Source organism: Arthrobacter hankyongi (assembly GCF_022012395.1).
Classification (GTDB): Bacteria; Actinomycetota; Actinomycetes; order Actinomycetales; family Micrococcaceae; genus Crystallibacter; species Crystallibacter hankyongi.
The window spans coordinates 685159-708430 of record NZ_JAKLTQ010000001.1 but is presented as its reverse complement, the minus strand read 5'-3'; the positions used below and the strand labels follow the sequence as shown (position 1 = coordinate 708430).

At 68.3% G+C, this 23272-nt stretch carries 22 protein-coding genes; 8 read left to right on the top strand and 14 right to left on the bottom strand.

The genetic code is table 11. The annotated features are described in order from the left end of the window. Positions 1–44: 44 nt before the first annotated feature. Complete coding sequence (locus tag LVY72_RS03250; protein WP_237818009.1) at positions 45–827, top strand: SDR family NAD(P)-dependent oxidoreductase; 783 nt, start codon at positions 45–47, stop codon at positions 825–827. Positions 828–983: 156 nt separating this feature from the next. Next, on the top strand, positions 984–2237 hold the full coding sequence (locus LVY72_RS03245) for a plasmid pRiA4b ORF-3 family protein (RefSeq protein WP_237818008.1): 1254 nt from the start codon (positions 984–986) through the stop codon (positions 2235–2237). Between the two features lie 18 nt (positions 2238–2255). Here the strand turns inward: LVY72_RS03245 and LVY72_RS03240 are convergent, their stop codons facing one another. Both LVY72_RS03240 and LVY72_RS03235 read right to left on the bottom strand, forming a co-directional pair. Continuing rightward, the gene (locus LVY72_RS03240; RefSeq protein ID WP_237818007.1) at positions 2256–3299 is read right to left on the bottom strand and encodes an NAD(P)-dependent alcohol dehydrogenase; all 1044 of its coding nucleotides are present in this window, start codon (positions 3297–3299) and stop codon (positions 2256–2258) included. Between the two features lie 92 nt (positions 3300–3391). Then, positions 3392–5128, bottom strand: a complete 1737-nt coding sequence (locus LVY72_RS03235; protein WP_237818006.1) for a CocE/NonD family hydrolase — start codon at positions 5126–5128, stop codon at positions 3392–3394. A gap of 163 nt (positions 5129–5291) precedes the next feature. Here LVY72_RS03235 and LVY72_RS03230 point away from each other — a divergent pair, with 163 nt between their 5' ends. Beyond that, positions 5292–6233, top strand: coding sequence for an MBL fold metallo-hydrolase (locus LVY72_RS03230; RefSeq protein ID WP_237818005.1), 942 nt, complete (start codon positions 5292–5294; stop codon positions 6231–6233). 80 nt (positions 6234–6313) lie between these two features. On the opposite strand, the gene LVY72_RS03225 is transcribed toward LVY72_RS03230, so the two are convergent. From LVY72_RS03225 to LVY72_RS03185, 9 genes are all read right to left on the bottom strand, one after another. Next, positions 6314–7525: an MFS transporter gene (locus LVY72_RS03225; RefSeq protein ID WP_237818004.1), complete on the bottom strand. Its 1212-nt coding sequence runs from the start codon at positions 7523–7525 to the stop codon at positions 6314–6316. Then, a complete protein-coding gene (locus LVY72_RS03220) occupies positions 7468–7674 on the bottom strand; it encodes a hypothetical protein (protein ID WP_237818003.1) in 207 nt (68 codons plus the stop codon). The genes LVY72_RS03225 and LVY72_RS03220 overlap by 58 nt, the downstream gene beginning before the upstream one ends. A gap of 138 nt (positions 7675–7812) precedes the next feature. Continuing rightward, positions 7813–8736 (bottom strand): alpha/beta hydrolase, encoded by a 924-nt coding sequence (locus tag LVY72_RS03215; protein WP_237818002.1) that lies wholly within the window; start codon positions 8734–8736, stop codon positions 7813–7815. Between the two features lie 8 nt (positions 8737–8744). Beyond that, a complete protein-coding gene (locus LVY72_RS03210; protein ID WP_237818001.1) occupies positions 8745–9863 on the bottom strand; it encodes an FAD-dependent oxidoreductase in 1119 nt (372 codons plus the stop codon). Between the two features lie 57 nt (positions 9864–9920). Next, positions 9921–10874 carry a phosphotriesterase family protein gene (locus LVY72_RS03205; RefSeq protein WP_237818000.1) on the bottom strand — a complete coding sequence of 318 codons (954 nt, stop codon included), beginning with the start codon at positions 10872–10874 and terminating at the stop codon, positions 9921–9923. A gap of 47 nt (positions 10875–10921) precedes the next feature. Continuing rightward, entirely contained in the window at positions 10922–11911 is a 990-nt protein-coding gene (locus tag LVY72_RS03200) for a phosphotriesterase family protein (protein WP_237817999.1), read from the bottom strand. 240 nt (positions 11912–12151) lie between these two features. Beyond that, complete coding sequence (locus LVY72_RS03195) at positions 12152–12895, bottom strand: GntR family transcriptional regulator (protein ID WP_237817998.1); 744 nt, start codon at positions 12893–12895, stop codon at positions 12152–12154. Positions 12896–12994: 99 nt separating this feature from the next. Beyond that, the gene (locus tag LVY72_RS03190; protein ID WP_269092063.1) at positions 12995–13420 is read right to left on the bottom strand and encodes a GNAT family N-acetyltransferase; all 426 of its coding nucleotides are present in this window, start codon (positions 13418–13420) and stop codon (positions 12995–12997) included. 164 nt (positions 13421–13584) lie between these two features. Further along, entirely contained in the window at positions 13585–14004 is a 420-nt protein-coding gene (locus tag LVY72_RS03185) for a MarR family winged helix-turn-helix transcriptional regulator (protein ID WP_237817996.1), read from the bottom strand. Between the two features lie 145 nt (positions 14005–14149). Between LVY72_RS03185 and LVY72_RS03180 the strand changes: the two genes are divergently transcribed. From LVY72_RS03180 to fmdA, 5 genes are all read left to right on the top strand, one after another. Continuing rightward, positions 14150–14605: a fluoride efflux transporter FluC gene (locus LVY72_RS03180; protein WP_237817995.1), complete on the top strand. Its 456-nt coding sequence runs from the start codon at positions 14150–14152 to the stop codon at positions 14603–14605. Further along, the gene (gene crcB / locus LVY72_RS03175; protein WP_237817994.1) at positions 14602–14967 is read left to right on the top strand and encodes a fluoride efflux transporter CrcB; all 366 of its coding nucleotides are present in this window, start codon (positions 14602–14604) and stop codon (positions 14965–14967) included. Before LVY72_RS03180 ends, crcB begins: the two co-directional genes overlap by 4 nt. Before the next feature lie 184 nt (positions 14968–15151). Next, positions 15152–15793: an AmiS/UreI family transporter gene (locus LVY72_RS03170; protein ID WP_237817993.1), complete on the top strand. Its 642-nt coding sequence runs from the start codon at positions 15152–15154 to the stop codon at positions 15791–15793. 114 nt (positions 15794–15907) lie between these two features. Continuing rightward, complete coding sequence (locus tag LVY72_RS03165; protein ID WP_308190677.1) at positions 15908–16138, top strand: zinc ribbon domain-containing protein; 231 nt, start codon at positions 15908–15910, stop codon at positions 16136–16138. Positions 16139–16188: 50 nt separating this feature from the next. Then, positions 16189–17448, top strand: coding sequence for a formamidase (fmdA, locus tag LVY72_RS03160; RefSeq protein ID WP_237817992.1), 1260 nt, complete (start codon positions 16189–16191; stop codon positions 17446–17448). Positions 17449–17542: 94 nt separating this feature from the next. On the opposite strand, the gene LVY72_RS03155 is transcribed toward fmdA, so the two are convergent. The 3 genes from LVY72_RS03155 to LVY72_RS03145 are packed head-to-tail and all read right to left on the bottom strand — an operon-like array spanning position 17543 to position 23159. Further along, the gene (locus LVY72_RS03155) at positions 17543–20866 is read right to left on the bottom strand and encodes an ATP-binding protein (protein ID WP_237817991.1); all 3324 of its coding nucleotides are present in this window, start codon (positions 20864–20866) and stop codon (positions 17543–17545) included. After that, positions 20863–21681, bottom strand: coding sequence for a DUF4194 domain-containing protein (locus LVY72_RS03150; RefSeq protein ID WP_237817990.1), 819 nt, complete (start codon positions 21679–21681; stop codon positions 20863–20865). The genes LVY72_RS03155 and LVY72_RS03150 overlap by 4 nt, the downstream gene beginning before the upstream one ends. Then, on the bottom strand, positions 21678–23159 hold the full coding sequence (locus LVY72_RS03145) for a DUF3375 domain-containing protein (protein WP_237817989.1): 1482 nt from the start codon (positions 23157–23159) through the stop codon (positions 21678–21680). The genes LVY72_RS03150 and LVY72_RS03145 overlap by 4 nt, the downstream gene beginning before the upstream one ends. Positions 23160–23272 lie beyond the last annotated feature (113 nt).

Genomic DNA, 23272 nt, shown 5'->3' with positions numbered 1-23272 from the left:
GCGGGCCCTTGCCAGCGCCGCCGGTCCACGGCAGGGTAGCAGGCATGACTGCAACCCCTGCCGCTACCGGCACCGAAAGCGTCCTGATCACCGGCGGCACCGCGGGTCTGGGCGCGGAATTCGCCCGGCAGTTGGCGGACCGCGGCGCCAGCCTGGTGCTGGTGGCCCGGGATGCGGCCCGGTTGGAGGAGACCGCCGCGCGGCTGCGCACCCGGGCCGGCGTCCGGGTGGAAACCCTGGCCGCGGACCTGCTGCGGGACGAGGGCCTGGACCAGGTGGTGGCGCGGCTGGCCGACGAGGCGGCCCCGGTGGGCACGCTGATCAACAATGCCGGATTCGGGCTGCGGGCGGACTTCGCGGACAGCCCGCTGCAGGACGAACTGGACCTGCTGCGCATCCATGTCACCGTCCCGGTGGCGCTGGCCCACACCGCGCTGCAGGGCATGCGCCGGCGCGGCCGCGGGCACATCATCAACATCGCCAGCATGGCCGGCTTCACCCCGCGCGGCAGCTACTCCACGGCCAAGGCCGCCATGATCCACTTCAGCCGCTGGGCGAACCTGCAGTACGGGCCCGACGGCGTCACGGTCACCGCGGTCTGCCCCGGCTACACGCACACGGAGTTCCACCAGCGGATGGCGATGGAGACCGGCGGCATCCCGGACTGGATGTGGCTGGACGCCCCGCAGGTGGTCCGCGAGGGCCTGCGCGACGCCGCCGCGGGCAAGGCGGTGTCCATCCCGTCCCGGCGCTACAAGGCGCTCGCCGTGCTCGCCCGCAGCCTGCCCCCGGCCGTCGTCGGCCGGATTGCCCGCCGCGGCCGTTGACCCGCCGCCGGCCATCGGGCCCCCGGCCCCCAGGGTGAGCAGGACCTGCACCTGCCCGGAATCAACCGGGCAATAGCGCGCTGGTTGGACCGGCAGCCGCCGACTTGTTGCGGCACAAATTGCCCGGCGGCCTCCGGCACTTGGCAGAATGGGCGCATGGGAGATGCCGAGAAGGCCCTTGACCTGCATATCAAGCTGTTGGAAACCGAGCCGGCAATCTGGCGGGACCTGCGCGTGCCGGCCACGATCGGCCTGCCGCTGCTGCACCGGGCCATCCAGCTCGCGTTCGGCTGGGAGGACCGCCACGAGCACCTGTTCAGCGTTGCCAGTGCCTTTACCGGCCGCCGCATCTTCGCCGGCAACGAGGAACTGGCACTGGACCTGGAAGCCGAACTGGCGGCGGAGGCCACCCTGGCGGACGCCCTGCAGGGCAACAAATCCACCCTGCTCTACGAGTACGATTTCGGCGACGGCTGGGAACACGAAATCACCGTGGCCGGCCACGCCGTGGTGCCCGCCGGCTCGCTGACCTGCCTGGCCGGAGCCAACCGCGGGCCGGTCGAGGATTCCGGCGGCCCGGGCGGCTACCAGGACCTCTGCGCGGTCCTGGCCGATCCGTCGCACCCGGACTATCCGAACGCGCGGGAGTGGCTCACCGAGACCACCGGCAGCTACGGGCAGGACTTCGATCCCGCGGCGCTGGACCTGGACCTGATCAATCTGCGCCTGGCCCGGCTGAGCGTGCAGCTCTCCGGCGCCCAGGCCGGCCCGGAGGAGAAGGCCGAAGTGCTCCGGCCGGTCCGCTGGCTGCTGGCGAAGGTGGGCAAAGACGGACTGGAACTGACCAAGGACGGCTACCTGAAGCCCGCCGTCGTGCGGGAAACCGCCGAGGCCCTGGACTGGGCGGATGCGCTGTATGGCAAGGCCAACCGGGAGTCGAACACCCGCCCGGTGCTGGAGCTGCGGACCCAGCTGCAGGACTGGGGGCTGCTGCGCCGGTATAAGGGCCGGCTGGTCCTGACCCCGGCCGGCCGGAAAGTGGCCGGCGGCGTGGACCAGCTCTGGGACTACCTCGCGGACCGGCTGGCCCGGCCGGGGTCGGACGCGGCATCCTTCCTGAACGGCCTGTTCGCCCGGTGGCTGCTGGCCGGCACCCTGCCGCCCTGGCACCGCCGCGGGCCGCTGCTGGCGCAGATCATGGACGCCGCAGGCTACCGGCTGCCGGGGGAGGCACCCATTCCCGACGAGGTAGGCCGGGATCTGGCCCGGGAGCTGAACTGGACCTTCCGGGTGCTCAACATCTACCTGCCCGGCCCGGATTGGCCGGCCCAGGAGGAGACCACGGTGGCAGGCGCGAAGTTCCTGGCCGAGGTCCTGCGCCGCCAGGACCAGGACCCGGGCCCCGGCTAAGACAGCGGGCCGGGACCGTCAGCCGTGCGGCACCACCACGGCGCGGCCGGTGAGCTGCCCGGATTCCAGCCGCCGGTAGGCCTCGGGCGCGTCGTCCAGGCTGAACCGTTCGATCTCCGGGGTGATCTGGCCGGCCCGGTACATGGCCACCACTTCATGCAGGTCCTCGATCGTGCCCCAGTAGGTGTTGGTGATCGTGGCCTCGTACGGGGTAGTGAAGAAGCTCCACTCATAGCTGCCGCCGGCAATGCCCACCACGGTCAGCCTGGACCCCTGCGCCATCGAGGCGGCGGCCGTGGCAATGGTCGGTGCCGCCCCCACGAAATCGAATGCGGCGTCGACACCGCGCCCGCCGGTGAGTTCCCGGATCCGTTCCACCTGCCCGGCACCGCCGGCGGCGACGACGGCGCCGTTCGCCTCCGCGCGCCGCATCGCCTCCGGCTTCATATCCGTGGCGATGACGGTGGCGCCGGTGAGCGCCGTGAGGATCTGCACCGCAATCTGGCCCAGGCCGCCCAGCCCGATCACCAGCGCGGACCGGCCCCCGCCGTCCAGGTGCGGCAGGGCCTGCTTGACCGCATGGTACGGGGTCAGGCCCGCGTCGGCCAGCGGAGCGGCAGCCACCGGATCGGCGTCGCCGAGGGGGACCAGGTTGCGGGCCGGTACCGTCACGTATTCGGCCATGCCGCCGTCGCGCCCGAGCCCGGTGCCCAGGTAGGGCATGCTGGCGGCGTTTTCGCAGTAGGTGTCCTGCCCGCGGGAGCAGGCCCGGCAGCGGCCGCAGCCGATCGGGCCGTAGACCAGGTAGGCGTCTCCGACCGTGAAGCCCTGGACCCCTGGGCCGGTTTCCTCGATCCAGCCGGAATTTTCATGGCCGAGGATGAACGGAGGCGGCACCGCGCCGGGCGTACCGGCATCGAAGTCCTTGTAGATGGCCACGTCCGAATGGCAGGCACCGGCCCCGGCGACCTTGAGCAGCACCTCGCCCGGACCGGGAACCGGCCGGTCAACCTCCTTCAGCGCAGGGAAGGTCTTCCAGTTCTCGAACACGACCGCACGCATCGGGTCCACTTTCTGTCGGCTGGGAATACTGGGCTGCAACCCAGTATTCCCAGCCGGCACCGCCGCTGGGAAGGGGCCTGGTCCCGGTCGGGTCAGTCCGCCGGGTCTTCAGCCTTGCGGGTGGTGAAGGGCAGGACGAGCCGGGAGGGATGGTCGGCGTCGCGGTAGATCTTGTGCGTGACGGGCCGGCCCACCGGCAGGTGGAAGGCGTCCGGCGGGAGCAGCGCGTTGTGCTCGTCGGCCAGCGGTTCGGCGTTGGACAGTTCAATCGTCAGCTTGTGGCCCGGCTTGAACGTGTTCGCGAACGGGTACAGGCGCAGCACGTATTCTTCGATCTGCCCGGGCTCCACCGGTACCGCGCGGGTGTGCGGGTGGTACGGATTGCCTTCGGTGGTGCGCTCGTCCAGCTCCCGGTGCGAGGCCTTGAGGTAGCCGCTGGTGATGAGCTGGCGCTTCCCGTTGGGGGCGTAGTCCCACAGCCGCAGGATGAAGTTGCTGTCCGGCTGGTCGATCTCGGCGAAGATGTGTGCGGCACCGGTGCCGATCATCTCCGTGTCCTGCTCGAACGGCGGGGTGGACCAGCTGATGATCTCCACCTTGTCGGTGACTGTCAGCGGCGCCTGGTAGAAGCCGTCCGGGGCGGCATATTCGGCGCCCATCAGCTCGGGCTCGGTGGACAGCTTGTGCCGGGGCCGCAGGTAGAGGGACCTGTATTCGACGTCCTTCGGCGGCCACGCCTGTCCGGTCACCAGCTCGCGCGAGCCTTCGACGAAGACGCTCACGGCGGGTTCGTCCATGACGCCGTTGTCGATGCCCTTGATCCAGTAGTCGTACCAGCGGAACATCTTCTCGTGTTCCTCGATGAAGGGCCGGGACTGCATCGGCGGGTAGGGGCCGATGTCCAGCTTCTTCGGGCCCTTGAGGGAATTGAACAGTTCAATGGTGCCGTCCATGGTCCAGCCGCGGCCCTGGTCGATCTGCAGCCAGACCGGGATGTCGATGTTCGGGGCCAGCGTGATGGGGTTGCGCTCCTCGTACCATTCCCCGTCCAGCTCGTTCATGACGATGTCGAACCAGGCCTCGTGGTTCTTGGGGTAGTTCAGCACATGGACCAGGTTCGGCCAGGCAGCGATGTCCGGGTCCTGCAGGCGCTTCTTCACGAGCAGCTTCAGTTCCTCGGGGGAGTATTTCTCGACCATGCGGGACTTGACCCGGTCGGTGAACGCCCAGCCGGAGTCGCCGCCGCGGCCTTCGCGGGCGGCGCGCGGCATGAACCACATGACGCCGCCGTGGTAGGTGGTCTCGTAGAAGTCGTAGTGGCCGCCGGAGACGAAGATCGCCTTCAGATGCGGCGGGCGCTCGGCCGCGGCAAGCACCTGCATGGAGCCGAAGTAGGAGATCCCGACCATGCCGACATTGCCGTCGCACCACGGCTGGGCGGCGACCCACTCGATGAAATCGTAGGCATCCTGGCCCAGCGGCACGCCGCCGGCGTTGTAGTTGCCGATGTGCTCGCCGCCGGAGTCGCCGGAGCCGCGCAGGTCCCCGATGACATGGACGTAGTCCTCCTTGACGATCCGGGCGATGTCGCCGGCCTCGATGCAGCCGTCCCACATCGGGCTCGGGCGCCGCTGCGGCGGAGTGGTCAGGGCCAGGGCCTGCAGTTCCTTGCCGTACGGGCTCAGCGCCACCAGCGCCGGGCGCGGCTTGTCCTCGGTGCCCTGGTAGGCGTCGGCGGCGAGCTCGACGCCGTCGCGCATGGGAACCCGCAGGTTCTTGCGGATGGCGATCTTTTCTCCGCCGGCATTCCACGTCGTGAAATCGGTCATGAGTGTGCAGCTCCTTCGTTCGAGTGCCGGATGTCGCGCTGGTACTCAGCCGGAGCGTGACATGAACATATTATTATAATAAAGTGGTTGTGGGCAAGGCCACAGCGTTTTTGCGGTCCCCGCACAGCGCTGGCAAGGTCGTCATGGAGCCGAGGAGAGAACGATGACGCAAGAAGTGAATGTCCATCCGCTGGTGTCGCCCTGGGGCCGCTTCGGCCTCTACAGCTTCTTCATCGACGCCCCCGAGCCCGCCATCGTCGACACCGGGATCACCTCGTCGCCCGCCGAGGGCATGGCGCCGGCGCTCGGGAAGCTCGGCCGTCGGATCGAGGACGTCCGCTGGATCCTGCTGACGCACGGCCACATCGACCATCTCGGCGGCGCGCACGCGCTTTGGGAACTCACCGGCCGCCGTGCCCAGGTCGTCATCCACGAGGCCGACGCCGACCTGCTGCGCTCCCGGCGGGCGCATGTGGACCAGTACCTGGACGTACGGCAGCAGTACCTGGACAATCCGAACGCCGAGGCGGAGCAGACCGGGATGGCCGAGCACGCCATCTCCGGCGAGATGGAGCCGACCCTGCTGGTCAAGGGCGGCGAGACCCTGTCCCTGGGTGGGGACGTCTCGGTCTCGGTGCACCACATCCCCGGCCACACCGCCGGATCCGTGGCCTACGTCATCGATGGGCAGAACGACGTCTTCGTCGGCGACGCCGTGCAGGCCCACGGTGCGGCCAACGGCTTCCCGGGCTACGAAGACCCGGCTGCCTACCGGGCCAGCCTCGAGCATCTGCGCGATGAGGTCCAGCCCAACCGCCTGTTCCTGGGCCATCCGTACCGCGGCCCGGATGGGGAGCCCTACGAGATCGGGCTGGACCGTGACAGCGCCCGGCAGGCCCTCCAGCAGAGCCTCGACCTCGAGGCCCGCATCGCCGGCGCCGCCCGGCAGTACCTGCAGGACGGGCTGCGGGAGACGGACTCGGCCTACTCGCCGTTTGCCGCGGTCGCCGAGCAGCTCGGCTACACCGGCGACCCGACGCTCGAGCCGTCCCCGTTCTTCACCACAATGCACGGCTACCGCCGGCAGGCCGGCGCGGCCCGCTGAGACAGTACGACGGCGGCGCGCACCTTTCGCCAGGTGCGCGCCGCCGTGGTGTGTGGCGAGGTGCGCCGCCGTCGTAGTGGTCAGGTCACGAAGCGGAAGCCGTGGATTCCACCGCCGCCTCTACGCTGCCTGCGTCCCGCCCCTGCTTCCGGGCCAGCGGCACGAAGAGGAAGGCCAGCGCCGCGATAACGCCCGGGATGGCGAAGAAGATGAAGTTCATCTGGACGGGAAGGCTCAGCGTGAGGGAGCACGCCGCCGAACATCGGGCCGACGATCGCGCCCATCCGCCCGACGCCCGAGGCCAGCCCGATCGCCGTCGAGCGCATGAAGGACGGGTAGTACTGGGAGACGAAGGCGTAGGAGATGTTCTGCGAGCCCATGGTGCAGGCGCCCGTGATCGCCACCAGCAGCAGCAGGACCGCCATGTTGTTGCCGAAGCCCAGCAGCGCCAGCGATACCGCGGAGACGATGAACATGGGGACGAGAACCTTCTTGACGCCCCACTTGTCGGCCAGCCGGCCCAGCACCAGGGTGCCGATGATGGCGCCCACGTTGAGGACGATCATGAAGGTCAGGCTGGAGCCCATCGCGTAGCCCGCTTCGACCATCAGTTTGGGCAGCCAGGTGGTCAGGCCGTTGACCATGAGCAGGCACATGAAGAAGGCGGCCCAGATCATCAGCGTGCCGAGCGCGCGCCGGTTCTTGAACAGCGCGCCGACCGGGCTGCCGGGTTCCTTTTCCTGGAGCCCGGTGAATTCCGCCGCCGCCGGGATGGCCGTTTGGCCGTTGACCTTCGATAGCGCGGCCCGCAAGTCCTCGAACCGCTGCTGCTCCAGGAGCATGGCCGGGGAATCGAGGAAGTACTTCGTCATGAACGGCAGGGCGAGCAGCGGAACCGCGGCGACCCAGTAGACGCTGTGCCAGCCGAATGCGGGCAGCAGGAGCATCGCGACGAAAGCGGCGAGGATGCCGCCGACCGAGAAGAAGCACATCACGACCGCCACCAGGCTGCTGGCGCGGTTCTTGGGCGCGTAGTCCGTCAGCATGGCGATGATGCTGGGCAGGATGCCGCCGATGCCGAGGCCGCCCAGCGCGCGGAGGACCGAGAATGCGACCGGGCCCGGGGCTGCGGCGCAGAGGGCTGTCGCGACGCTGAAGAGGATGATGCTGATGATGAGCATCCGTTTCCGGCCGAAGCGGTCCGCCAGGATCCCGAAGAGGATGGCGCCGACCATCATCCCGAAGAGCCCGTAGCTGCCGATGGCGCCGCCTCGACGGGTCCCAGGGCCCACTCCTTCATGAGGACGGGCAGGACCGAGCCGTAGACGACCAGGTCGTACATGTCGAAGGTGATGATGAAGCAGGCCCAGAACAGCATGCCGGCGTGGAAGCGGCTGAAGCCGGCATTGCTGATGAAGTCCCTGATGTTGATTGTTGTCATGGTTGGTTCCTGATGGTTGCGGTGCCGCGGGGGAGCGGACATGTACCGGTGAGGTGCTCTGAGCGCACGACGGCGGCACGAGCCAGGAAGACTCGTGCCGCCGTCGTGTGGGGGTTGGGGAGGGGCTCCCCGCTGGGCTCAGTCCCGGTTGAGGAACTGGCCCGTCTCCTCGAAGGCCCGGTAGAACTCCGGGATCCACGAGAAGTTCTGGACGAAGCCGTGGTTGGCGCCCGCATAGCGGCTGACCTTCGCCTCGACGCCGGCGTCCTGCAGGCGCTGGCCGTAGAGTTCACCCTCGTCCCGCAGCGGGTCGAACTCGGCCGTGATGACCAGGGCCCGGGGCAGGCCGGAGAGGTCCTCGCGTTTGATCGGGGAGACCAGCGGGTCTGCCGGATCCGCCCCGCTGTCGAGGTAGAAGGCGTTGAACGGCTTCAGGCCCGCGGTCTCCAGCCCGTAGCCTTCGGCGTTCTCCCGCAGCGAGCCGTAGCGGTCGACGTCGAAGTCCAGGTCCAGGGACGGGTAGAACAGAATCTGGTGCGTGATCCGGTCGAACCCGTCATCATGCGCCTTGGCAGCGACGGCGGCCACGAAGGTCCCGCCCGAACTGTCGCCCGCGATGGCGAGGTTCTTCCCGTCCCAGCCCAGGTCGGCGCCCTGCTCGGCGGCCCAGCGGACCACGCCATAGCAGTCGTCCAGGCCGGCCGGGAAGGCGGCCTCGGGGGCCAGCCGGTAGCCGACCGAGATGACCTTATGGCCGGTCTCCTTGGCCAGGGACCGCGCGACGGCATCGTGGGTGTCCAGGCTGCCCAGGAAGAAGGCGCCGCCGTGGAAGTACACCAGCAGGCCATAGGCGTCGGCTTCGGCCGGCGTGTAGATCCGCACCGGCACATCGCCCGACGGCGTCACCGCAGTGGCCTCCTCGACGGCGTGCAGCGGCAGCCGGTCCTCGACCGGCGGGACCTGGGCGGCCTCGCCGGCGCGCATGGCCTCCGGGTCCAGCGGGGAACCGTCGGGTGTCGGCAGGGTGGCCAGGATCTTGGCGATTTCGGGATGGATCGGCACTGCGCCTCCTAGCGGGCTGCGGGGGTCTGGGACGCGGGCTTCTGGCCGGGGAAGACATCGTTGACCTCGTCTTCGGTCCAGCCCTGGCGCGAGATGCGCTGCAGTTCGTCCGTCACCGGCTTCCGGGTCGCCTGGAAGAGGGCGAGCGCCTCCTTGACCGAGCCGGCCTCCGCGAGGGCGTCGGCAAGGGCGCCGGCGTCCTCGATGGCCGAGTTGGCACCCTGGCCCTGGTGGTGCAGCATCGAGTGGGCCGCGTCGCCCATCAGGGTGACGGAGTCCGAGTGCCAGTTGTCGACCGGGTCGATGTCCCAGACGGAGCGGATGGTGACCGCCTTCAGGTCGAGCCCGCGGGTGATCTCCACGATCCGCTCATCGAAGCCCTCCACCGTTGCCACCAGGTCGTCGATCGTGAGGTCGGGCGCCCAGGAGCTGTCCGGGTTCAGCGCGGTGATGTCGAAAGACAGCTGGTTGCGGTGGCGCAGCGGCAGCAGGTAGACCTTCGTGCCCTTGCCGATGTACATCCGCAGGTTGTCATCGGTGACCATGCCGTGGGCGTCATCGATGGAGATGACCGCGCGGTAGGCGTGCTCACCGGAGAACACCGGCCCCTTGTCGCTGAACAGCTGCTGGCGGATGGTGGAGCGGATGCCGTCGGCGGCGACCACCAGGTCGGCCTCGACGGTCTTGCCGTTGGCGAAGGTCAGGACGGAGGTCCCGCCCTTGTCCTCGATCTTTTCCAGCTTGTGGTCGAGCTGCACCATGCCCTCGGGGAGCACACCGGTCAGCGCCTCGATGAAGTCGCCGCGGTGGATCAGGTAGGTCTGCTTCTCCTCGCCGGATTCCGGCCAGGTGTCCTTCATGATGGGCTCATTGGTGGCCGTGAGGATCTCGAAGTAGTCGCTCGGAGAGCTCACCTTCGCGATCGCGTCGAAGATGCCCCACTGGCGGAACCGGGCCATGGTGGCCGGACGCAGGCCGATGCCGGCGCCGACCTCGCCCAGCGCGGGCGCCTGCTCGTACACCGTGACGTCCGCACCGAGCAGGCTCAGGGCCTTGGCCGCCGCAGCGCCGCCGTAGCCCGCGCCGACGATGGCGATTTTCAGGTTCTTGATTTCCGAAGTCTGCATGGTTCTCTCGCTTTCTCTCCACCGGTGCGTCGATGCGCCGGCTCTGGGAATGGGGGGCTAGTTGCGGATCGACAGGAAGTCGGCGGGGTTGTCGACGAAGATCCTGGTGATCGTCTCTTCGTCGACGCCGTTGTTGCGCAGGTCGGGGATCAGGACCTCGAAGATGTAGTTCACCGTGTGGCCCTTGACGCCCGGCCAGCCCAGCGGGCTGCAGTTCGCGTCGGCCGAGGCGAGCACCCGGTCCACCTGGCCGCCCTGGACGAAGCGGAGGAAGTGGTCCATGCGGTCCTTGCGGGGCCGGGCCCAGAACGGCGGGTCCGTCAGTTCCGTCTCGTAGCCGAAGGTGTCGAAGCCCAGCCGACCGCCCTGCTGGACGATCCAGGTGTCCGGGGTGATCGGGGCGTTCACGCCGTCGTCGACGTGCCCGAAGAGCACCCGGTCCAGCGGCAGGCCCTCTTCGTTGAAGATGGCGACCGCGGGCTCGGGATCGATGGCCAGGTGGGTGAGGATCGGCACTCCGGTGGCGGCGGCGGCGCGGGCCGCCGCGCGGTAGATCCGCTTGTCCAGTTCGGTCATCCGGCCGCCGCGGCTCACGCCCACCTTGATGATCCCGGCCTTGGCGCCGGTGCCGCCGATGCCCACGGTGATCTCGTGGATGAACTGGCGGGACAGGTAGTCCACGGTCGCCCGGGCGAAGTGCGGCAGTGCGGTGTCGCCGCCGACGAAGCCGGTGCAGGCCACGATGTGGACCCCGGTCTTGGCGGACAGGGACTTGTAGTAGTCCACGTCGCGGCCGTTGCAGATGCCGGTGGCGTCGACGAAGGTGCCGCCGCCGTACTCATGGAACTGCCGCAGCTTCGGCACGGTCTCCTCGTACCGCTGCTCGGGCGTCTTCCACCACTTCGTGTCCAGCTCGGAACCGGGCATGCCGTACCCGATGTGCTCGTGGATGGCCACGAAGCCCAGCTCCTCGGCGGGGATCGTCCCGAGGACGGTATTTACCTTTGACATGGTCTTCACTCCAGGAAAGTTAGAAAGCTTCGGTCGACGTCGTCCGGTCAGCGCACGGTCAGCAGGTCGCGCGGATTGTCGACGAGGATGCGCCGGGCGTCCGCGTCGGACAGGCCCAGGGACTTCAGCAGCGGGATGAACGTCGAGGCGACGTAGCTGTACGCCACGTCGTGGCCGAGCTGGCCCTTGGCCACACCGATCGCGTTGCTCGAGAGCAGGATCCGGCCGCCATGGCCGGCCTTGACCAGGTCCAGCACCAGGGTGGCGCGCTCGCGGTCGTTCACGTACGCGTCGTCGTCCTCCAGACCGATGTGGTCCAGGGCGACGTAGGCGCCGCGCTCGGCCACCTTCAGCGGCGCGCCGGCGGCGACGGCGTCCCTGCGGTCCAGTCCGCCGACGAGGACCCGGTCGGCCGGGAGCTTTTCGTCCAGGACGATCTCCAGTTCGACCAGCGCGTCCTTGCCGAACCGGATGGAGGCCGGGATCCCGGTGGCCAGGGCGGTGCGGGCCGCGCCGCGGAACAGGCTTTCGTCGGTGGCTGTCATGCCGTCGCGCGTGGCGGTAACGGTCACCATGCCGGCGGCGCCGCGGCGCTCCAGGCGGGGGACCACCATGCCCTCGGTGGCCTCCTGGGCGAAGAGGCCGGCAAACTTCTCGGCGGGCCACGGCGTCGGCGGGTTGGTCTGCGGGGTCAGGAAGTAGCCGCCGAGCATCTCTTCCGGGCCCATGCCCGTCGATGCGACGATATGCACGCCGGTGGAGCGCGAGAGTGCCTCGTACAGTTTCAGGTCGCGGCCGTGGAACATGCCCGTGCTGTCCACGATGGTCTTCCCGCCGTGCTCGCGGAAGTCGGTCAGCTTCTGCGCCAGGATCTCGAAGATCTCCGCCCGGTCGATGGTGATGTCATAGGCGTACTCGGCGCCGGGAACCACCGAGAGCAGGGCCTCGTGGACCGCGACCACACCCAGTTCATGGGCGGGGACGGGGCCAAGGACCGTATTGACGGTTTTGCTGGTGGATGTCGTTGTATCCGTCATGGCACAACCTTTCGTCAGCGTCACGCCATCGCTGGCGCCACGCGCTGTGAAGGATCATGCACCGCGACCTCTGGATTGATTCCTCGCCGAACTCGGTGCAGTCGGTAGTCCACTGCCTGTATGTGACCTTGATTACCTGTCCACTAGATTTACACGGTGTTGTGTCAAAGTCAAGGAGGTATTGACCGGACCATTACCCCGGGCGCGGGACGGCGCGGAACTAGCCGCGCTGCGGGCGATCTACCGGCTGGTGGTGAACCGGTACTTGAAGTTCTCGGCCTGGTGCACCGCGGAGCGCCACCCCGCGGGCAGGTCGCCGGTCGTATAAAAGATCGTCTCGATGACCAGCAGCGGGCTCCCCTCGGTTACGCCGAAGGTCGCCGCCTGCTCGGCGGTGGCCGCCGTCGCCCAGGCCTCGTGCTCCGCCCGGACGGGCATGATGCCGAACTCTTTGGCCAGAAGCTCGAAGGCGGAGCCCTGCTCTTCCAGTTCCGCGGCCGTGGGACTGAAATCCTCAGGTGCCCGGATGTAGACGTCGGCTTCGACCAGAGGCTGGTCCTCGACCGAGATCAGGCGGGTGAAATGCAGGAGCCGCTCATGCGCTTCGAGCCCCAGCAGGTCCCGGATCCGGGCCGGCGGCTCCGCCCGCTCGATGCCGGAGACCTTCCCCGTCGGATGCAGTCCGCTGTCGGAAAGGTATTGGTACAAGGCCCCCGACCGCACGTCGGCCGGCCGCTGTACCCGGGCGCCCGTGACCGGGAACGTCCCCTTGCCCTGCTTTCGGTAGACGTACCCCTCGCTGGCCAGCTCCTGCAGCGCCTGCCGGATGGGTGCCCGGCTGACGTCGAACCGGCTGAGCAGCTGTGCCTCGGTCATCGGCCGACGGGGATCCACGATGCCCTCGGCGATCTCCCGGCGCAGGATTTCCTTAATCTGCCGATACAGGGGTACTCCGGACGAGGGATCGAGCTCGCCGTATGCCATGAGTATTCTGTTCCTCCGCGTCGTCGGTCACCGGGTTGTACCTTCTAGGCAGTCAACCACAGAACGGCGGACGCATCGGCGCAGCGGCCGGCGGCCGGATCAGCACGACCGCAGATCGCGGCGCATGATCAGCCGGGGCAACTTGCCCGCCACCGCGTCGGTGCTGCCGATGACCCGGACAACGGCCCGCTCGAACATCGAGCGGGTGCCGACGAACGCCATCGTGCGGTCCATGCGGCCCTCGGGATCCACCGGGTAGGCCTCGACCGCCGGCGCACCCCGCGCTGCGGCATACTCGACAGCCCCCTCGATCAAGTGGCCCGTGACGCCCTGCCTGCGGTGGCCGCTGCGCACGACCACGCAGATGATGCTCCACACCGGGACCTCGTCCACGGGGCGGATGAGCTTCGACGCCGCCAAGCGCTGGTTTTCGGCGCGAGGACTGATGCTGCACCACCCGACCGGCTCGCCGTCGCGGTAGGTGACCACCCCCGGCGGATGCTCCAGCCCGCACAGCCGCCGCATAGCCTGTTCGCGGCTCCCGCCGCCCAGCTCCTCGATATCCCTGGCCCTCAGACGGTGCGCGAGGCACCAACAGTGGGTGTCCCGGCGGTTCGGGTTGACGACGTCGGCGAAATCTTCGAAACGGTCCGGAGTGACCGGATGGGTCTGCCAGCCCGTTGCCGGCCCTAGCCTTCCCAGCCCAGGTTCCGCGCCATCCGCTGCAGCACATCCAGCGCGGCGTCGTATTCCTCCTCGGCGATGCCGACAGTGGCCTGCTGCCGGTTCCGCTCCACCACGTCGCCCAGCGCCGCCAGACTCCGGTGGCCCTGATCGGTCAGCGCGAAGCCGCCGTTGTCCTCGGCCACCCAGCCGCTCTCGATCAGCTCGTCCAGATGCTCGGCGGAGGACTCGTCGGCGGTCTGCTTGAAATACGGCTTCAGCGATTCGTCCAGCTGGCTCGAGGTAGCCGGATGCTCGGCCAGCACGTTCATGATCTGCCACTGCCGGCGGGTGATGCCGTGTTCCTCGACGGTCGACTCGAACTGCTCGCCGATCAGCCCGTCGACCAGCCGCAACCAGAAACCGATGGGTCTGTTCTCTGCCATGCTCCCACCATACAAAGCAGGTCAAGGCATACCAGACGCCGCCGCCGCCCCGCACGCTTCGCGCACGGGGACCCCGGGCGGCTACCGCTTGCCGCCGCCCCGCACGCTTCGCGCACGGGGACCCCGGGCGGCTACGCTTGGTGCCATGTCACGTCCGGTGCACCTCAGGCCTGCCAGCATCCTGCTGGTGGTCCTGGGCGGGATGTTCGGCACGCTCGCCCGCTACGGCGTGGCACTGGTCCTCCCCGCGCCCGGCGGCTGGCCCCTGCCGACCCTGGCGGTCAATCTGGCCGGGGCCTTCGCCTTGGGCCTGCTGCTGGAGTCCCTGCTGCGCGCCGGGGCCGACGACGGCGGGCGGCGGGCCGTGCGCCTGGCCGCCGGCACCGGTTTCCTCGGCGGATTTACCACCTACAGCACGTTCGCGCTGGAGCTGAACGAATTGGTGTCGACCGGGTCATCGTGGACCGCGATTGTCTATGCAGCGCTGACCGTCGGGGTAGGTTTCCTGGCCAGCCTGGCCGGTATCTGGGCCGGTTCCCGTTGGCCTCGGGGTCGTATGCAGCCCGGCCAAGCCGTTGCGGACCGTGGAGATGCAGGATGACTACCCTGCTGCTGGCTTTGGCCGGCGGGGCCGGAGCCGGGATGCGCTTCGTGGTGGACGGGTTCATCCGTTCATATATCCACAGCACCCTGCCGGTGGCCACCATGGCCATCAATATCACTGGATCGTTCCTGCTCGGCCTGCTGGCCGGGGCCGTGCTGCGCCAGGGGATTCCTGCCGACCTCAGGCTCGTGCTCGGGACCGGCTTCCTCGGCGGCTACACCACGTTCAGCACTGCCAGCGTCGAGACCGTGCGGCTGGTTCAGACCCGCCATGCCGCACTGGCCCTGATGAACGCGCTCGGCACTCTCGTGGCCGCCGCCGGGGCAGCTGCAGCCGGTCTTGCCCTGGCCTTGCGCTAGTCCGGGCCAGCGCCGCCGCCGGCCTGTGCCTGGCTTGAATCGTCTAGCGTTGACAGTAAAAATGCGTTGGCCTAAGCTGGCCCCATATACCACCGAAAATGTTGTATCTTCCCCTTGCGCGCACTTTTTGCACGAAAGGGTGGCTCGCTCGAAAAATGGCTATTAGATTCGCAATGGAGCATTCATGGCCAGCGTGGGTTTGTTGTATGTTGGTGCGGTTCTATTCATTAACGGCCTAATGTTGATTGGCCTCATTCCGGGCAAATCAGCAGGCATATTGAATTTCTTTGTCGGGGGCATGCAGGTCATATTCCCCACGCTCATCATTCTCCAGGCGAACAATGATCTCGCCACGATATTCGCCGCTTCGGGGCTCTACCTTTTTGGTTTTACCTATCTCTACGTGGGGATCAACCAATTTACCGGTATCAGTGGCGAAGGCCTGGGGTGGTTCTCGCTGTTCGTGGCGGTATGCGCTACGGTCATCGGCGTGCTCCAATTCAGCTTGGTGGGGGACCCGGTCTTCGGCGTTATCTGGTTGGTGTGGGCCGTTCTGTGGTTTATGTTCTACCTGCTGCTGGCGCAGCATCGGGAGTCGATAACCCGTACCACCGGTTGGTTCACCATCCTGATCAGCCACCTGACTGGAACGATCCCGGCGTTCTTCCTGCTGACAGGGTATTACCAGCCGTCGCCGGGCATTGCACTTCTGGTGGCAGCGCTCGCCATCGTTTTCCTGGGGCTTTCCTTCTACCTGGGACGGAGACCGGCGGCGGAGGCCGGCCAGCACGGAAGGCCTTCGGCCGCGGCGGCGTCGCCTGCCTAGTTCGTCGCTAAACAACGAGATACCACTGCGGAAGCCAGGGGGAGAGGATTCTTCGCTGTGCCTATTTATGAGTTCCGCTGCCCGAAGTGCTCAGTCTTCGAGGGCAGTTATGCGATGTCCATGGTGCCGGACTCGGTGCCGTGCCCCACCTGCCAGAGCCCTTCCCGGCGCAAGATCAGTGCGCCCAGGCTTTCGATCGCCGGCTCCGCCGGCTTCAAGCTCATTGATTCAACCAAGCGAAGCGCCTATGAACCACAGGTCGTTTCGAGCCCTCCTGCCACGGGGCGCAGGAAAGTCCAGACTTACACGGATAATCCGCTACACAAGAAACTGCCGCGGCCGTAATTGGATTTCAAAAATCGGATGAAGCCCGGCGACTAGTTGCAGGAGATAAAATGCCCGATGTAATTTTCCCGTTGGATTCCAATAAAAAGTTTGAGGACCAGGAACTCGTCGGCCATAATCGGTGGCACCCGGATATTCCGGCCGTTGCTACCGTCAAGCCAGGAGAATCCTTCCGGGTGCACTGCCGGGAATGGTTCGACGGCGCGATTGTCAATGATGATTCGGCCGAGGACGTCCTGAACGCGCCGCTGCTGACCGTGCACAAGCTGAGCGGTCCTTTTGCGGTCGAGGGCGCTAAGCCGGGAGACCTCCTCGTGGTGGACATTCTCGATGTCGGCCCCATCCCGCAGGAGGATTCCGGTCCGCTGGCCGGCCAGGGCTGGGGCTACACCGGTATTTTCGCCAAGAAGAACGGCGGCGGTTTCCTGACCGACGTGTTCCCCGATGCCTACAAGGCAATCTGGGACTTCACCGGTCAGGTGGCCACCTCCCGGCACGTACCGGGGGTTTCATTCACGGGCTTGATCCATCCGGGACTCATGGGCACAGCGCCTTCCGCCGCACTACTGGCGAAGTGGAACAAACGCGAAGGTGATTTGATCGCCACGGATCCAAACCGCGTTCCGCCGCTGGCGCTTCCGCCGGAGGCCGAGCACGCGGTCCTGGGCCGGTTGGAAGGGGATGAGTTCAACCGCATCGCCGCGGAAGCTGCACGTACCGCTCCGCCGCGCGAGAACGGCGGCAACCAGGACATCAAGAACATGTCCAAGGGTACGCGGATCTTCTACCCGGTGTTCGTAGACGGCGCCAACCTGTCCATGGGCGACCTGCACTTCTCCCAGGGCGACGGCGAAATCACCTTCTGCGGCGCCATCGAGATGGGTGGGTTCATGGACCTGCGGGTGGACCTGATCAAGGGCGGGATGGACACCTATGGGGTCAGCGAGAACGCGATCTTCATGCCCGGCATCGTGGATCCGCGCTTCAGCGAATGGCTTGCCTTCTCCGGCACCTCGGTGACCCTCGACGGCGAGCAGAAGTACCTGGACTCGCACCTGTCCTACCAGCGGGCCTGCCTGCACGCCATCGACTACCTGACCAAGTTCGGCTACAGCCCGGAGCAGGCCTACCTGCTCCTCGGCGCCGCTCCGATCGAAGGCAGGCTGTCGGGCGTGGTGGACATCCCGAACTCCTGCTCGACGGTGTACCTGCCGACGGCGATCTTCGACTTCGACGTCCGCCCCTCGGCCTCCGGCCCGCACCAGATCAACCCGGGAATGGGCGCGCCGAAGGCGAACAACCCGGCCTAGCCGATCCAGTCGGAGGACCCCTCCGGCAACGGACACAGCAGATCGTGTCCCTCCCCGCCGCGGGAGGGACACGATCTGCTGTGCCGGCAGGGATCTAGCGCAGCACGATCTCGGTGGCGGTCGCGGGGGAGATGCCGCTCTCCACGAAACCGGAGACATTCGAATCCGGGTGCTTGATGATGTCCGTGATCGAGCCCAGATGCCGGGCCAGGTCCACCTTGTCCTCCGGGGCCGCCAGCAGCAGCTGGAAGCCGAATTCCTGCAGCGCGTTGATGCCCGCCCCGGCGTACTCCGAGTTGGCCTGGATGAACGCCTCATCGATCATCACCGTGCCGTAGGTGGAGAAGCCCTGCGTCTCGAAGCCGAGCTGGTAGGCCAGCGCCGCCCCCATGATGAAGGAGGTAAAGCGCTGGCCCTCGCCACCGGAAAGCGTGCCCGGTTCCAGCCCGGGTTCCACCTCGCCGTTGGGCCGGTGCTCGTTGCAGCTGATCGTCACGTGCTGGCGCACGTCCAGCACCGTGTTGCGCCACGGCAGCTTGGACTGGTCGTTCAGGTCGTCCACCAGCCGCTCGAGCGCCTTGTAGCTGGCCGACATCTGCTCGGCGGTCTGCTTCACGTAGGCGTTGCCCAGGGCGTTCTTGAGGTTGTTCCGGAAGGCGCGGGCCTCCTCCGGAACCGTGGTCTTGACCTCCAGGCGCAGCCGGCTGCCGTTGTCGAACGGGACTTCGTCCAGGATCTGGTTCAGCGGCAGGATGCGCTCCTCGATGGCCCGCCGTTCCTCCTCCAGCAGCTGCAGCAGGTCGGAGAATCGCTCGTAGGAGCGGTTGTTGAAGTACTCGCGGAACTCGTCCTCGCGCTGCGGCAGGCCCTCGTCGATGATGCTGCGGTAGAGCGCCTCGTAGTGCGGGGCGCTTTCGACGCCGGTGCCGAAGGAGGCGTTCAGCTGCGGGCCCCAGTCCCGGGCGAAAAACTTGAAGGTGTCGGTCAGCGCGGTCTCGGTCCGGTGCAGCTCGTCCTTCAGCTCCGCCGCGGCCTCGCCCAGCTTCAGCTGGGCGGTATGGAACGCCGACTCCAGCCGCTCCAGCGCAGCGGCCTCGCCGTCGCCGGTCTCCGCGCCGAGGAACTCCGCCAGCGCTTCCACCGCCCATTCGGCCGGCGGGTTCTCGGCCGTGCGCCGCTGGGTGGCGGCCAGCTCTGCGGCCAGCTTGGCCGCCTGCCGGTCCGCGGCCTCGAGGTCGTTACGCAGCACCGCCAGCCGGCCCACCGCCGCTTCCAGCGAGGACTTGGCGGTCTCGAGCTCGCCGCGGATCTGCGCCAGCGTGGCGCTGTTCTCCATCAGCTGGCGCAGCTGCTGCTCCAGCTGGTCGACGGCGTTGCGCTGGGGCGCCGAATCCAGTTCGGCGAAGGGCCGGGTATCGGCGGCGACCCGGTGCAGTGCGTCCAGCCGGCCGGCGAGCATGTCCTTGGCCTTGCTGCGTTCGTCCGCCAGTTCACTGGCCTGTTCGTGTTCGGCCCGGATCCGGTCCGCCTGGGCCTCGAGCTGGGCGATCTTCTCGGTATTGCTGAAGCCGAGCAGGTAGTCCCCGGGGCTGACCCGGCGGGTGTCGCGCTCGAAGGTGCCGGCGTTGAGCTTGATCGTGCCGGCCAGGCTGATGGCCCGGTCGTGTCCGTGCAGCTGTGCGTCCGAGTCCACGCAGGTGAAGGCGTAGTCGGCGGTGATCTTGGCCCGCAGCCAGTGCCCGGCCTCGGAGTTCTTGAACTCCAACTTGGTGACCAGGTCCGATTCCCCGGCCTCGGCACGCTTCTTCCCGGCACCGGGGTTGCCGATGTTGACCCAGCGCAGCTTGCCGTAGCCGTCCAGCCCGTCAATGGCGGCGGTGACGGCGCGCAGGTGCTCGGGACGGATCAGCAGCGTGGTGGCCAGCGTTCGCAGGGCCTTTTCCGCGGCCGGCCGCCAGGGCAGGTTCTCGGGCGCAATGTCGGCCAGTTCCCCGGCGAACGGCATGTCCTCGGCGTCGATCCCGGTGGCGGCGCTGATTTCGCGCCGGGCGGCGGCGCTGGCGCCGTCGATATTGCTGCCGCGGCGTGCGTAGGACTCGATCTCGGCCCGCAGCTTCTGCTCCTGCTTGCGGGCATTCATGCTGGCGGCCACGGCCTCGTATTCGAGGCTGCGGGCCGCGGCGGCTTCCTCGGCGAGGCGTCCGACGGCGTCGGCCGCCTCGCGGCGGGCCCGGGCCAGGCCCTCGGCGGACCAGTCCAGCGCCAGGCCGGCGTCGTCCAGGTCCTTGCGCAGCCGCTGGGCCACCCGCTCGCGCCCGTCCAGCTCGAGCCGGGCGGCGCGGATGTCCCGCTCCAACGCGTCGATCGCCTTGCCGCCCTGGCTCTCGTGCCGCTCCTCCAGCTGCCGGACCCGGGCAGCGAGTCCTTCCTTGGCTGCGGTCTCCGCGCCGAGCTGCTCCGCGGTCGCGGCCCGCACCGCTTCGAGCCGGTCCACCTCGCTGCCCAGCAGGACGGCGGCACGCTGCTGGCGGATCAGCGGCAGCTGCTCCCGGGCCAGCTCGGAGTTGCGGCCGAGCAGTTCGCGCAGCTCGCGGTAGCGGCGGTACTGCTCCGGTACCCGGGCCAGGGCATCGCGCTGGCCGCGGGCGTCCTCCATCTGCCGGTAGATCCCGCGCAGGTGGCTGAAGTCCTCCACCGCGCCGGCGGCGGCCTTGAGCGTGGAGGGGATTTCCAGCACCTCATAGCGGAAGAACTGGTTGACGCCCTTGTCCAGGCCCTTGCCGTTCTGCAGCGTGCGCAGCAGGCTGAACGCCTTGTCGTTGTCGATGCCCAGCCGGCGCCGGAACCGCTCGGCGAAGGTCTTGTGCGTGTCGAACGCCTCGCAGCCGGGCAGCGCCTTGTGCAGCGAACTGGGGGAGAAGCGCCGGCTGCCGTGGGCCTGCAGGGCCTCGGAGTCCAGCGGCCGGTCATGGATCACGTAGTGCTTGCCGACCGAGCCTTCGAGCCCGTTCACCGGCAGGTCGAACAGCGCGGCGATGCAGGTCTGGCGGCCCAGGCCGTCGTCGTACACCAGCGCGATCGCGGACCAGCTGGCGCCCGGGCGCTGGTACTTGGTGCCCTCGGCGATCTTGAACTTGCGCCCGCGCATGTAGCTGTAAGTGGTGCGCCGGTCCTTGCGGTTGCTGGCATCGTGCGCGGACTCGTTCAGCCGCGGCGCGGCGGCGAAGATGTGCTGGATGCCGTCGAACAGGGTGGACTTGCCCACGCCCGGGTGCCCGGTCAGCAGCGTGCCGGCCCGGTCCACGTACATGGTGTGCCGGCCGTGGAAGGTGCCCCAGTTGAACACCTGGATGGCGGTGAGCCGGTGCTGGCCCGGATTGATGGCGTCCCCCAGCGGGAGCGTGAGGGCAATGCTCACAGCTCGTCCTCCCCGTCGTCGAAGCTTGCAGCGTCAAGGCCCGCAGCGCCGGGCGCTATGGTGCCGGGCGGAACAGGGCCGGACCCGTCCGGGCCGGTGTCCGCCCCGCCGAGGCCCTCGAAGGGCAGTTCCTCCTCGAGGCTGTCCGCGGTGCGGTCCAGCGCGTCGAGGTAGGCCGGGATCTCGTCGATCGTGTCGAACGGCAGGGCCAGGGCCAGCGCGCTGGAGACCCGGTACTCATCGGGCAGTTCGGTGGGCAGCAGCAGCTTCAGCGCCGCCAGCCGCGCTAGCGAGGAATCGGTCAGCTCCTCCAGCCGTTTGTCGTCGACCATGCCCGGGTGGCGGTGCTCGGCCAGGATCTCCCGCGCGCCGGCCCGGGAGACCACCGCCTCGGTGCCGGTGCCCGCATGCCGGTCCAGCAGCAGCCGCAGCCGCAGCGCCAGCAGCGTTTCCTCCCGCCGCAGCGGCTTGCGCGGCTGGATCGGCGCGGTGTGCGGGGCATCCACCTCGGCCGGGGTGAGCATGGCGATCTTGCGTTCCGGGTCGATGGTGAGGACCAGGAAGACCTCGCACAGGTAGGTGGCGATCGCCTCCCGGTTGTCCAGGATCAGCCCCCACAGCCGTGGATCGGCCACGCCGTCGATATAGGGCCCGCGCAGCAGGCGCACCAGCGCCTGCCGGATCTTCAGCGGGAAGCTGCCGGTGTCCCCGTCGAACAGGCTGCGCTCGGCGCGGTAGCCGGCGGCAGCGTCCGACTGCAGGTCTTCCGGCCGGTCGCGGGGTTCAGCGGTCTCGATGGTTTCGCCGGTGGTCATGGCACATCCTCGGTGAAGGTGATCAGCGGTAGGTAGGCGGTACGCTCCACGCCGTCCACCTGGCTGAAGGTGACGGCCTCGTAGCGCACGGTGTCCAGCTCCTGGCCGGTATTGCGGGCGGTGAGCACCAGCCCGCGGATGCTGTTGATGTGCCGCTGCTCCGGCGGCAGCTGCGCCAGCACGTCCCCCAGCGTCGGCGCCGCGGTCTCCGCGCCACCGGCACCCTTGGCGCGCGCGGCGCGGGCGACGGCGACGGCGGAGCGCAGCGCGGCGAAGTCCGCCTTCGGTGTGCTCGGCGTGCGGTGGATGTCCGCCTCGCTCAGCGCCGGCGGATCCGCCAGCTTCGGCGGCGGCACATGTTCCTGCGGATCGAAGATGCCCAGCCCGGCTAGGGTCCGGAACCGCGGCCGGAACAGTTCCAGCCGGGCCACCGGGGTGCGGGCCTTCAGCGCGGGGGACTGGGCCACCGCCAGTTCCGCGGTGCGGATGGCCTTGCGCAGCAGCATGGATTCGCGGAACTCGTCGCTCTGGACGTAGGTGTGCAGGCTTTCGGAGAGCCGGCCGTAGATGGCGTGCACCTCCGAGGCCTGCCGGCGCAGCTCCCGGACCAGGTTGGACAGGGTGCTGCGCTCGGCGGCGGAGAGGGCCTGGACGAAGTCCCGCTCCAGCACCTCGGTGACGGCCTGCCGGAACCGGGCCTGCTGCTGCGGGTTGTTCAGGAACTCGGTGAAGCCGCGGAAGGTCTCGCCCTCGGCGGTGCTGCGCAGCTGCCGGTCGCCCTCGAGCACCTGGCCCACGGCCACGCCCTTGGCCACGGAGGACTCCATGATCTCCTGCCGGATGGTGTGCAGCATCTGCTCCACGCCGTCGCGCATCCGCTTGAAGTCAGCCGGCAGGCTGGAGGCCAGGTCCAGCACGCTGCGGGCGGCGGCGGCCGCGGAGTCATGGCTGAGCAGCTCCGGCGCCTGGCCCGATTCCAGCGCGCGGATCTGCGCCCGGCGTTCGGCGATTTCGGCCTCCAGCTGCCGGATCCGCGCTTCAGGGTCCGGATCCGTCTCATGCGCCAGCAGTTCGATGCTGGTCAGCAGCGTGTTCAGCCGCGAGCTGTTGAGGTTGGTGCGCTGCTCGGTGAGCGCGTCGATGAACGTGATCACGCGGGCAGCGGCCGCGGTGGGTTCGTAGACGAACCGGCCGTCCACCATCGGCCGGGCCAGGAACTGGCTGCGCACCCAGGCATCGGCATAGTTCGCCGCCTGCCACTGGGCGTTTAGCGGGACCTCCTGCCGGCGCAGCTCCTTCAGGAACGCATCCAGTGCCGCATGGAACTGCTCGAGCCGGATCCGCTGCCGGGTCGGGGTGAACTCGGCCCGGAAGAAGGCGATCACCCAGGGCGCCGCGGAGAGCAGCTTCCACGCCGGCCCGAGCTTGAACTCCTGCTGGGCGTGCCAGTTGGACACGGCGTGTTCGGTGGAGCGCATGCTGGAGAGTCTCGGGTCTTCCCATGAATGGCCGGCGGGGACCATATGATGTTAGGCGACGCGTCGGCGTGTCACGGAATCGGCGGCCCGGGCGGCAGAGCAGCAGGGTTCCT

Bases quoted from the DNA above. Each gene is read 5' to 3' on its own strand.
- LVY72_RS03250 (WP_237818009.1), top strand. From the start codon at position 45: ATGACTGCAACCCCTGCCGCTACCGGCACCGAAAGCGTCCTGATCACC.
- LVY72_RS03245 (WP_237818008.1), top strand. From the start codon at position 984: ATGGGAGATGCCGAGAAGGCCCTTGACCTGCATATCAAGCTGTTGGAA.
- LVY72_RS03240 (WP_237818007.1), bottom strand. From the start codon at position 3,299: ATGCGTGCGGTCGTGTTCGAGAACTGGAAGACCTTCCCTGCGCTGAAG.
- LVY72_RS03235 (WP_237818006.1), bottom strand. From the start codon at position 5,128: ATGACCGATTTCACGACGTGGAATGCCGGCGGAGAAAAGATCGCCATC.
- LVY72_RS03230 (WP_237818005.1), top strand. From the start codon at position 5,292: ATGACGCAAGAAGTGAATGTCCATCCGCTGGTGTCGCCCTGGGGCCGC.
- LVY72_RS03220 (WP_237818003.1), bottom strand. From the start codon at position 7,674: ATGACAACAATCAACATCAGGGACTTCATCAGCAATGCCGGCTTCAGC.
- LVY72_RS03210 (WP_237818001.1), bottom strand. From the start codon at position 9,863: ATGCAGACTTCGGAAATCAAGAACCTGAAAATCGCCATCGTCGGCGCG.
- LVY72_RS03205 (WP_237818000.1), bottom strand. From the start codon at position 10,874: ATGTCAAAGGTAAATACCGTCCTCGGGACGATCCCCGCCGAGGAGCTG.
- LVY72_RS03200 (WP_237817999.1), bottom strand. From the start codon at position 11,911: ATGACGGATACAACGACATCCACCAGCAAAACCGTCAATACGGTCCTT.
- LVY72_RS03195 (WP_237817998.1), bottom strand. From the start codon at position 12,895: ATGGCATACGGCGAGCTCGATCCCTCGTCCGGAGTACCCCTGTATCGG.
- LVY72_RS03190 (WP_269092063.1), bottom strand. From the start codon at position 13,420: ATGCGGCGGCTGTGCGGGCTGGAGCATCCGCCGGGGGTGGTCACCTAC.
- LVY72_RS03185 (WP_237817996.1), bottom strand. From the start codon at position 14,004: ATGGCAGAGAACAGACCCATCGGTTTCTGGTTGCGGCTGGTCGACGGG.
- LVY72_RS03180 (WP_237817995.1), top strand. From the start codon at position 14,150: ATGTCACGTCCGGTGCACCTCAGGCCTGCCAGCATCCTGCTGGTGGTC.
- crcB (WP_237817994.1), top strand. From the start codon at position 14,602: ATGACTACCCTGCTGCTGGCTTTGGCCGGCGGGGCCGGAGCCGGGATG.
- LVY72_RS03170 (WP_237817993.1), top strand. From the start codon at position 15,152: ATGGCCAGCGTGGGTTTGTTGTATGTTGGTGCGGTTCTATTCATTAAC.
- LVY72_RS03165 (WP_308190677.1), top strand. From the start codon at position 15,908: ATGTCCATGGTGCCGGACTCGGTGCCGTGCCCCACCTGCCAGAGCCCT.
- fmdA (WP_237817992.1), top strand. From the start codon at position 16,189: ATGCCCGATGTAATTTTCCCGTTGGATTCCAATAAAAAGTTTGAGGAC.
- LVY72_RS03150 (WP_237817990.1), bottom strand. From the start codon at position 21,681: ATGACCACCGGCGAAACCATCGAGACCGCTGAACCCCGCGACCGGCCG.
- LVY72_RS03145 (WP_237817989.1), bottom strand. From the start codon at position 23,159: ATGCGCTCCACCGAACACGCCGTGTCCAACTGGCACGCCCAGCAGGAG.